This is a genomic window from Kitasatospora sp. NPDC093558 (genome assembly GCF_040683475.1).
Lineage (GTDB): Bacteria > Actinomycetota > Actinomycetes > Streptomycetales > Streptomycetaceae > Kitasatospora.
On record NZ_JBFBDY010000320.1, the window covers coordinates 1 to 7,385 of the forward strand.

Sequence of the window (7,385 nt, forward strand, 5' to 3'; positions counted from 1 at the left end):
CCTCACCCCGGCGGGCCCGGCGGCCGGACCCCGTTCCTCCCGAGGCGGCCGGACCCGCTCTCCCCGAGACCTCCCCCGAGAAGGTGTGATCGATGTCAGTCGCCGTGCAGGGCGCCACCGGCAAGGGCAGCCGGGAGCGCGAGCAGCGTCCGGGCCCGCTGGAGCGCCTCAAGCGCTCCTACGCCAAGCACTGGTACGCCTACGCGATGATCGCCCCGGTCGTGCTCGTGCTCGGCGTGCTGGTGCTCTACCCGCTGGTCGAGGGCATCTGGCTCACCCTCACCGACGCCAACAGCCTCAACTCGGCCCGCACCATCGGCGTCAACCACATCCCGGCCACCTACAAGTTCGTCGGCCTGCACAACTACGCCGACATCCTGTGGGGCCCGGGCTCGTACGACCGCTTCTGGTCCCACTTCGTGTGGACCATCACCTGGACGGTGCTCTGCGTCGTCCTGCACTACACCATCGGCCTGGGCCTCGCCCTGCTGCTCAACAAGAAGCTGCGCGGGCGCGCCGTCTACCGGATGCTGCTCATCCTGCCGTGGGCCGTGCCGACCTTCGTCACCGTCTTCTCCTGGCGCCTGATGCTCGCCGACGGCGGCGCCGTCAACGGCCTGCTCTCCGCCCTCCACCTGCCCCAACCCGGCTGGCTGGACGACCCGTTGGCGCAGAAGGCCGCCGCGATCCTGGTCAACACCTGGGTCGGCGTGCCGTTCATGATGATCTCGCTGCTCGGCGGCCTCCAGTCCATCCCGGCCGAGCTGTACGAGGCCGCCGAGATGGACGGCGCCACGCCGTGGCAGCGCTTCCGCCACGTCACTCTGCCCGGGCTGCGCACCGTCTCCTCGACCGTTGTCCTGCTCGGCGTGATCTGGACGTTCAACCAGTTCGCCGTCATCTTCCTGCTGTTCGGCACCAGCGGCGGCTCCGACGCCCAGCTGCTGGTCACCTGGGCCTACCGCCTCGGCTTCGGCCAGCAGCCCCGGGACTACGCGCAGTCCGCCGCGTACGGCGTGATCCTGCTGTCCATCCTCATCGTCTTCACCGCCTTCTACCGGCGCTGGCTCGCCCGCAACGAGCAGGCCAACGGCTAGCAGGCCAACGGCTAGCAGGCCCATGGCCGGCAGGCCAACGGCCAGCAGCCACCAGTCGGCAGGCCAACGGCCGCGGCCCAGGACCCAGTTGACCCACGAAGGCAGGTACCCCCGATGAGCACCACCACCGAAGCCTCCGCCCCGGCGGCGCGCCCCGCGCCGGCCGCCCGGCCCGCCAAGGTCCGCGGCCGCGGCCAGAGCAGCCCGCTGGTCACCGCGCTGTCCCACGGCGCCCTGATCCTCGCCAGCCTGATCGCCCTGTTCCCGGTGCTGTGGATCCTCTACATCTCCCTCGGCCCGGACAAGACGGACTACCTCCACCCCGGCGAGATCCTCGGCAAGCTGACCCTGTCGAACTACGACCACGTGCTGTTCGGCACCGACTTCTTCACCTGGTTCGGCAACTCCTTCCTGGTCTCCGGCGTCACCACGGCCTTCGGCGTCATGGTCGCCGCCACCACCGGCTACGCCGTCTCCCGGATGAAGTTCCCCGGCCACAAGCCGCTGATGTGGTCGCTGCTGGTCACCCAGATGTTCCCGATCGCGGTGCTGATCGTGCCGATGTACACGATCCTGTCCGAGCTCGGCCTGCTCGACGGCTACACCGGCCTGATCCTGGTCTACTCGACCACCACCGTGCCGTACTGCGCCTGGCTGCTGAAGGGCTACTTCGACACCATCCCGGTGGAGATCGACGAGGCCGGCCGGGTCGACGGGCTCTCCCCGATCGGCACCTTCTGGCGGCTGGTCCTGCCGCTCGCCCGCCCGGGCCTCGCGGTCGCCGCGTTCTACTCGTTCCTGACCGCCTGGGCCGAGGTCGCCTTCGCGTCCACCTTCATGCTCAGCTCCGACAAGTACACGCTGGCCGTCGGCCTGCAGACCTTCGTCAGCGAGCACGACGCCCAGTGGAACTTCATGGCCGCGACCGCCGTGCTGATCGCGATCCCGTCCTCGGTCTTCTTCTACCTGGTGCAGCGGCACCTGGTCACCGGCCTGACCGCCGGCGCCTCCAAGTCCTAACGCCACCACACGTCCCAGCGCTCCTCGCTCCTCTAGTCCCCGAGGGATACCGTCCATGACCCAGAACCTGGCCGACACCTCCCGGCCCGCCGCCGACACCGCCGCTCACGAGGCGAAGGTCGGCGCGTCCAGAGGCTGGTGGCGGGACGCGGTCATCTACCAGGTGTACCCGCGCAGCTTCGCCGACTCCAACGGCGACGGCATGGGCGACCTGCCGGGCATCCGCAGCCGCCTGCCCTACCTGCGCGATCTCGGCGTGGACGCCGTCTGGCTCTCGCCGTTCTACGCCTCTCCGCAGGCCGACGCCGGCTACGACGTGGCCGACTACCGCGCGGTGGACCCGATGTTCGGCACCCTGCTGGACGCCGACGCGCTGATCCGCGACGCCCACGCCCTGGGCCTGCGGATCATCGTCGACCTCGTCCCCAACCACTCCTCGGACCAGCACGAGTGGTTCCAGCGCGCCCTGCGCGAGGGCCCCGCGTCCCCGCTGCGCGAGCGCTACCACTTCCGTCCCGGCAAGGGCGAGACCGGCGAACTGCCGCCCAACGACTGGGAGTCCATCTTCGGCGGCCCGGCCTGGACCCGCAGCGAGAACCCGGACGGCACCCCCGGCGACTGGTACCTGCACCTGTTCGCCCCGGAGCAGCCCGACTTCAACTGGGAGAACCCGGCCGTCGCCGACGAGTTCCGCTCGATCCTGCGGTTCTGGCTCGACATGGGTGTGGACGGCTTCCGCATCGACGTCGCCCACGGCCTGGTCAAGGCCCCCGGCCTGCCCGACCTCGGCGGCTCCGACCAGCTCAAGCTGCTCGGCAACGACGTCATGCCGTTCTTCGACCAGGACGGCGTGCACGAGATCTACCGCAGCTGGCGCAAGATCCTCGACGAGTACCCCGGCCAGCGGATCGGCGTCGCCGAGGCCTGGACCCCGACCGTCCAGCGCACCGCCAACTACGTCCGCCCCGACGAGCTCCACCAGGCCTTCAACTTCCAGTACCTGGGCACCGACTGGGACTCCGCCGCGCTGCGCGAGGTCATCGACGTCTCGCTGGACTCGATGCGCCCGGTCGACGCCCCCACCACCTGGGTGCTGTCCAACCACGACGTCACCCGGCACGCCACCCGCTTCGCCAACGAGCCGGGCCTCGGCACCCAGATCCGCACCCCCGGCGACCGCGCGCTCGGCCTGCGCCGGGCCCGCGCGGCCACGCTGCTGATGCTCGCGCTGCCCGGCTCCGCGTACGTGTACCAGGGCGAGGAGCTCGGCCTGCCGGACGTCACCGACCTGCCCGACGAGGTCCGCCAGGACCCGTCCTTCTTCCGCCAGGCCGGACAGGACGGCTACCGCGACGGCTGCCGCGTCCCGATCCCGTGGTCCGGCACCGAGGCGCCGTACGGCTTCGGGCCGGTGGCGGGCGGGCCGTCCTGGCTGCCGCAGCCGGCCGAGTGGGCCGCGCTCAGCGTCGAGGCGCAGACCGGCGACCCGACGTCCACCCTGGAGCTCTACCGCAGCGCGCTCGCCGTCCGCCGGGCCCGGCCCGACCTGGGCGCGGGCACCGAGGTCGAGTGGCTCGACGCCCCCGAGGGCACGCTCGCGTTCCGCCGCGGCTCCTTCGTCTGCACGGTCAACGCGAGCGGCGAGCCGGTGCGGATACCCGCCCCCGGACGGCTGCTGCTCGCCTCGGCGGACCTGGTCGTCGACGGCGGCGAGACGGTGCTCGCACCGGACAGCACCGGCTGGTGGGCGGTCTGACGTGGTTGCAATAGGCTCTGGGACCGTGACTACGGCGCGACTTTCAGACATCGCGGCGCAGGCGGGGGTCAGCGAAGCCACCGTCTCCCGCGTACTCAACGGCAAGGCGAACGTCTCCGCCGCCACCAGGCAGACCGTGCTGGCGGCGCTCGACGTGCTCGGCTACGAGCGGCCGACCCGCCTGCGCCAGCGCAGCGCCGGGCTGATCGGACTGATCACGCCGGAGCTGAGCAACCCGATCTTCCCCGCGCTCGCGCAGGTCATCGAGCAGGTGCTCAGCCGGCACGGCTACACGCCGGTGCTGTGCACCCAGACGCCCGGTGGGTCCACCGAGGACGAACTGGTCGAGATGCTGGTGGACCGGGGCGTGGCGGGCATCGTCTTCGTCTCCGGGCTGCACGCCGACTCCACCGCCGACCACGACCGGTACGCCCGGCTGGCCGGGCGCGGGGTGCCGTTCGTCCTGATCAACGGCTTCAGCGAGCGGATCGACGCGCCGTTCATCTCGCCGGACGACCGGGCCGCGATGTGGATGGCCGTCCAGCACCTCGCCGAGCTCGGGCACGAGCGGATCGGGCTGGCGGTCGGGCAGCGGCGGTACGTGCCGGTGCTGCGCAAGATCGAGGGCTTCACGGCCGCGATGCGCACCGTCCTCGGGCGGACCCAGGAGGAGGCCGAACAGCTCGTCCACCACACGCTGTTCAGCGTCGAGGGCGGGCACGCGGCGGCGGGCGCGCTGCTGGACAAGGGGTGCACGGCGATCGTGTGCGGCAGCGACATGATGGCGCTCGGGGCGATCCGGGCGGTGCGGCAGCGGGGGCTGTCGGTGCCGCACGACGTGTCGGTGGTCGGCTTCGACGACTCGCCGCTGATCGCCTTCACCGAGCCGCCGCTGACGACGATCCGCCAGCCGGTCGAGGCGATGGCGACGGCGGCGGTGGACGCCCTCCTGGAGGAAGTGGGCGGGAACGCCGCCCAGCGCGGGGAGTTCATGTTCCAGCCGGAGCTGGTCATGCGCGGCTCCACAGGGGCCTGCGCGCGCTGAGGCCGGTGACGGCCGGGTGAAGGGCCCCGGAGGGCGGTTGCTCTCCAGGGCCCTTCGGCGTTGCGGGGGGGCCTTTCGCCGTGCCGCGCCGTGCGGTGCTGTGCCGCGCCGTGCCGTGCGGTGCTGTGCCGTGCCGGGGTCAGCCCTCCTGGACGGCCGGGCGGTCGGCGGTGAGGCGGTGGCCGTCGGCGGCGTCGCCGGTGCGGGTCTCGGTGCGGCGACCGCGGGCCAGGTAGTCGCGCAGGATCAGTTCGACGGCGTCCTGCGGACTCTTGGTGCCGGAGAGCATCATCGCGTCGATCGCGAGGTTCGCGTCGAGCGTGACGGTGACCTGGGCCATGGGTGACTCCTCCTCGGGTGCAGAGCAGCAGCATGCCCGTTGGGCCGGGGTTTGACCACGCGAATGCGGCGGTGCGCGCTTGTCGCGATGTGCGGGTACGCCGAAGCCCCGGGGAGAGCGACCAGTCTCTCCCCGGGGCGGCGGGCGGGTGACAGATGACAGATAACAGATTTCGTCATCTGTTATCTGTCATCTGTTCGCTGTCATCCGCGATCCGTGACCCGTCCCCGGCGGGACGGCTCCGGACGGTTCCTCAGACGCGGCCGGCGAAGTCCGGCGCCCAGTTGGCGATGGTCTGCAGGCGGACGCCCGAGCTCGGGTTGGCGGCCTCGACGTACTGACCGCCACCGATGTAGATCGCGACGTGGTAGACGCCCGAGTCCTGGCCGTTGTTGGACCAGAACAGCAGGTCGCCCGGCTGCAGGCTGTCCAGCGAGACGTGGGTGCTCGCGGCGGCCTGGTCGTTGGCGACGCGCGGGATGGAGATGCCCGCGGCGCGCAGCGCGGCCTGGGTCAGGCCCGAGCAGTCCCAGCCACCGTTGCCGGTGCCGCCGTAGACGTACGCCTGGCCGACCTGCGCCTTGGCGAAGCTGACCGCGGCGGCCATCGAGCCGGTGACGGCCGGGGCCGGGGTCTGGGCGGACGGCTTGGCGGCGGGCTTCGACGACGGCTTGGCGGCCGGGGTCTGGGTCTCGGCGGCCGGCTGGGCGTTCACGGTGTTCCCGGCGGAGGACTGGCCCGACTTCTGCGAGCGGTCGAACCAGTTGAAGTCACCGGACTGGCCGGCCGGCGCCTGCGCGGAGTCGCCGAAGGACAGGTGCTGGCCCGGGTAGATGGTGTCCGGACCGTCGGTCAGGGTGCTGCGGTTCAGCTCGTACAGCCGCTGCCAGCCGCCCTTGACGTTGTGCTTGTCGGCGATCGTGGACAGCCAGTCGCCGGCCACGACGGTGTAGTCGGAGGCGCCGGCCTGGGTGCCGCCCTGGGCCCAGTCCTGGCTCTTCTGCGCCCAGGTGCCCTTGGCGGAGTCGGCGGCGGCCGGAGCCTGCGCCTGGTCCTGCACCGGGGCGGCGGGCTTGGCGGCGGGCTTCGTGGCCGGAGCAGCCGGAGCAGCCGGGGCAGTCGGGGCGGCGGGCTTGGCGGCCGGGGCGGCCGGCTTCGCGGCGCTCGCACCGGCGGAGGTGTCGACGGCCGCCGGGGCGCCGCCCTTGGTCAGGCCGGCCTGGATCGAGCACACGGGCCAGGCGCCGGGGCCCTGCGAGGCGAGGACCTTCTCGGCGACGGCGATCTGCTGGTCCTTGGTGGCCTGGTTGGCCTGCGGGGCGTACGCGGTGCCGCCGAAGGCGGCCCAGGTGCTGGAGGTGAACTGCAGGCCGCCGTAGAAGCCGTTGCCGGTGTTGATGCTCCAGTCGCCGCTGCTCTCGCACTGGGCGACCTTGTCCCAGGTGGCGACGGTGGCGGCGGAGGCGGTGCCGGTGGTGAGGCAGGGGATGGTGAGGCCGACGCCCGCGACGCCGAGGGCGGCGATGACGCGACGGGTGCGGCTGGACAGGCGAGTGCCGTTGCTGGGCAGCATGAAGACGCGGTCCTCTCCCACGCCTGCGAGGTGAGCTGTCGGATTCGGGCTGGAGTTGCCCGGCCGCGCTGTGGCGCGGCTTCACCCCTAGCCCTGGACCGTTCCTGGGAGTGGTCCGGGGCGACTTACCTGTGGTTCCCCCGCTCCTGCCGTGGTGCGTTTTCGCGCTTCCAGCGCACCCGACGGCAGGACTCGGCGTTGCGGATGTGCTGGGTCCGTGTGGTCACGAACGGGGAGCACGTTAAGCAGACTTAAGTTCGAACTGCAAATACCTGTGATGCGCATCACGAGTTATGGAAAAGCGACAAAGCATTTGCTCTTCATGATCGGAAATGATCGTTTTCTCGCAAAAAGCCTGTGGATGTGCACAACTGGCAGATTTTCAGAATCGAAATGACGGATTGTCATTCAAGCGCAAATATTCACAGAACGGACATCTCGCCCATTAGCCTCTTAACTCCCGTACGCCGCAAGCCGGAAGGGCCCGGAACGCGTGCGTTCCGGGCCCTTCCGCGCGTGCTGTCGTCGGCTACTCGCCGGCGGCCTCCCCGGCC

At 71.1% G+C, this 7,385-nt stretch carries 6 protein-coding genes and 1 riboswitch; of the genes, 4 read left to right on the forward strand and 2 right to left on the reverse strand.

What is annotated here, in order from left to right; all coding sequences use genetic code 11:
• Nucleotides 1–92: 92 nt before the first annotated feature.
• The 4 genes from AB0O00_RS24990 to AB0O00_RS25005 all read left to right on the forward strand — a co-directional run bounded on the left by AB0O00_RS24990 (nucleotide 93) and on the right by AB0O00_RS25005 (nucleotide 4,918).
• Nucleotides 93–1,097 (forward strand): sugar ABC transporter permease, encoded by a 1,005-nt coding sequence (locus AB0O00_RS24990; protein ID WP_363655283.1) that lies wholly within the window; start codon nucleotides 93–95, stop codon nucleotides 1,095–1,097.
• A 114-nt stretch (nucleotides 1,098–1,211) separates the two neighbouring features.
• Entirely contained in the window at nucleotides 1,212–2,117 is a 906-nt protein-coding gene (locus AB0O00_RS24995; protein ID WP_363655284.1) for a carbohydrate ABC transporter permease, read from the forward strand.
• Nucleotides 2,118–2,172: 55 nt separating this feature from the next.
• Nucleotides 2,173–3,873 (forward strand): glycoside hydrolase family 13 protein, encoded by a 1,701-nt coding sequence (locus tag AB0O00_RS25000; protein WP_363655286.1) that lies wholly within the window; start codon nucleotides 2,173–2,175, stop codon nucleotides 3,871–3,873.
• A 25-nt stretch (nucleotides 3,874–3,898) separates the two neighbouring features.
• Complete coding sequence (locus AB0O00_RS25005; protein WP_363655288.1) at nucleotides 3,899–4,918, forward strand: LacI family DNA-binding transcriptional regulator; 1,020 nt, start codon at nucleotides 3,899–3,901, stop codon at nucleotides 4,916–4,918.
• 139 nt (nucleotides 4,919–5,057) lie between these two features.
• Here the strand turns inward: AB0O00_RS25005 and AB0O00_RS25010 are convergent, their stop codons facing one another.
• Complete coding sequence (locus tag AB0O00_RS25010; protein WP_363655290.1) at nucleotides 5,058–5,258, reverse strand: hypothetical protein; 201 nt, start codon at nucleotides 5,256–5,258, stop codon at nucleotides 5,058–5,060.
• A gap of 253 nt (nucleotides 5,259–5,511) precedes the next feature.
• Nucleotides 5,512–6,852, reverse strand: a complete 1,341-nt coding sequence (locus AB0O00_RS25015; protein WP_363655292.1) for a transglycosylase family protein — start codon at nucleotides 6,850–6,852, stop codon at nucleotides 5,512–5,514.
• Nucleotides 6,844–7,029: riboswitch (cyclic di-AMP (ydaO/yuaA leader) on the reverse strand. Its footprint overlaps the gene before it by 9 nt.
• Between the last annotated feature and the right edge of the window lie 356 nt (nucleotides 7,030–7,385).

Excerpts from the sequence above, each read along its gene's own strand:
- AB0O00_RS24990 (WP_363655283.1), top strand. The coding sequence starts at position 93 with ATGTCAGTCGCCGTGCAGGGCGCCACCGGCAAGGGCAGCCGGGAGCGC.
- AB0O00_RS24995 (WP_363655284.1), top strand. The coding sequence starts at position 1,212 with ATGAGCACCACCACCGAAGCCTCCGCCCCGGCGGCGCGCCCCGCGCCG.
- AB0O00_RS25000 (WP_363655286.1), top strand. The coding sequence starts at position 2,173 with ATGACCCAGAACCTGGCCGACACCTCCCGGCCCGCCGCCGACACCGCC.
- AB0O00_RS25010 (WP_363655290.1), bottom strand. The coding sequence starts at position 5,258 with ATGGCCCAGGTCACCGTCACGCTCGACGCGAACCTCGCGATCGACGCG.